Raw genomic sequence first — 1,694 nt, 5'->3', positions numbered from 1 at the left:
AATTTACTAGAGTAATCATGAGCGGTGGTTTCAGGGTCTTTTTTACAAACTATATTCTCGCAAACCCTGCTCATGATTTCGAATAATTAAGCTCAGTTCATAAAACTGTCCGAACTATTGTTAAATGAAAGTTATAAAAAACTAGGTCAATAAAAAAATCACCATCATCAGTTACGATTCTTTGTTGACGTTCAACAAATGCAAATCCTTTGCCTAGTTCAAGCAAAAAGTTTTGCAGGTTTTCAATTAAAGCTTGTTCTAGTTAGCTTTCTTGGAATGAGTTTGAAGGCAAGCCTAAGAAGTCGAAAATATATGGGTCACGTAAATAATCTTGAGGAGCAACAGCCAGTTCAGTTGTCTTTTTCTTTGCCTCATTTTCGATTGGCCTAATATCTTGCTTATTATGTTGAGTTGCCAATAGTCTTTCGTAATAAAGAGCATTTATTTGGCGTTCAAGTGCTCTTGCAGACCAATTTTGTTCAACAGCTTCTTTTAGATACCAGTCTCTTGCTAATGAATTATCGATACGAATTAAAATACGATAGTGAGTCCAAGCCAATTCGGAACGCACTGCGTTCCAATTTGGAAAAGTTACATAAAACTTTCTCATATTACGCAAGTTTCGCTCGTCAAACCCTTTTCCAAACTCTTCTGTTAAAGCTGAAGATATGGATTTTAAATGACCTTTGCCATATTCAGTGCTTGTTTTATCATTTTGTTCCTTCTCAACGATCATTTGGCCAATTTGCCAATAGGTTTGGACGATAACTGAGTTGATTGCTCTTGAAGTTTGCGTGCGGCTTTCAAGTAAGACCGATCTAATGTCTTCAAGTAACTCAAAGTGTTGCGTTTGAGAAGAAGGAGTACTCATTAATTCTGACCTAACGTGTTGTTATGCTAAGATGTTAACATAAAGAACTGCATATCAGAATGTAGTTAATCACTTAATGGTAAGCAGGACTTGGCAACCAACTTATTGCTCACCAGCATTTTCGAGAGGATTTTTGCTGATAGCATCTTCTAAATGTGTTGGTGCGAAGTGAGCATAGCGCATGGTGTCTTTGATATCTGAATGTCCCAGTATTTCTTTTAGCACTAATATATTTCCACCATTCATCATAAAGTGGCTGGCGAAGGTGTGACGTAAAACGTGGGTCATTTGTCCTTCAGGCAACTGGATTCGAGCACGCTTCACAGCTTCTTGAAATGACTTCCTGCATGGACGAAAAAGCTTGCCTCTCATTCTAGGTACTTCAGCTGCTAAGCTTTCTGAAATCGGTACGGTTCGATTCTTTTTACCCTTGGTTTTAATGAAGGTGATTCGGTTATTTGTGATCTGGTTTCCTGTTAAACCTTCAGCTTCTGACCATCTGGCACCAGTGGCTAAGCATATCTTCACAATGGTTATCAAATGCTCGTATTTTGCATTTCTGCATTCTTCCAAAAGCAGTGGTATTTCTTCTGAGTAAAGAAAGGCTAATTCGTGATCCGAAATTTTAAAAGGACTTAATCCATCAAGCGGGTTTGGTAGCTTCCACTCACCAAGTTTTTTAAGCTCACTAAACACGGCATTTAAATAGTCGGTTCTGAAAAAATCCATTTCAAGAGTTTAAATGTACGGCATCTGATTTACGCAAAATTCAGAGCCGTACCCCAAAAGCAAGATTTCTTAGATTTTGCATCAATTTCACTAC

2 protein-coding genes and 1 pseudogene are annotated in these 1,694 nt (G+C 37.8%); all 3 read right to left on the bottom strand.

Translation table 11 applies throughout. The features are described from left to right. Positions 1-97 precede the first annotated feature (97 nt). Positions 98-250: pseudogene (locus tag JQC92_RS22185) on the bottom strand (PDDEXK nuclease domain-containing protein); the annotation flags it as partial. Positions 251-262: 12 nt separating this feature from the next. Next, positions 263-871: a DUF1016 N-terminal domain-containing protein gene (locus JQC92_RS22180; RefSeq protein WP_205001700.1), complete on the bottom strand. Its 609-nt coding sequence runs from the start codon at positions 869-871 to the stop codon at positions 263-265. Between the two features lie 102 nt (positions 872-973). Continuing rightward, on the bottom strand, positions 974-1,600 hold the full coding sequence (locus JQC92_RS22175) for a phage integrase (protein WP_205001699.1): 627 nt from the start codon (positions 1,598-1,600) through the stop codon (positions 974-976). Positions 1,601-1,694: the final 94 nt, after the last annotated feature.

The sequence above is a fragment of the Parashewanella hymeniacidonis genome (assembly GCF_016900895.1).
In the GTDB taxonomy this organism is placed as follows: Bacteria; Pseudomonadota; Gammaproteobacteria; order Enterobacterales; family Shewanellaceae; genus Parashewanella; species Parashewanella hymeniacidonis.
This window is presented reverse-complemented; position numbering and strand designations above follow the sequence as displayed.

Bases quoted from the DNA above. Each gene is read 5' to 3' on its own strand.
- JQC92_RS22180 (WP_205001700.1), bottom strand. From the start codon at position 871: ATGAGTACTCCTTCTTCTCAAACGCAACACTTTGAGTTACTTGAAGAC.
- JQC92_RS22175 (WP_205001699.1), bottom strand. From the start codon at position 1,600: ATGGATTTTTTCAGAACCGACTATTTAAATGCCGTGTTTAGTGAGCTT.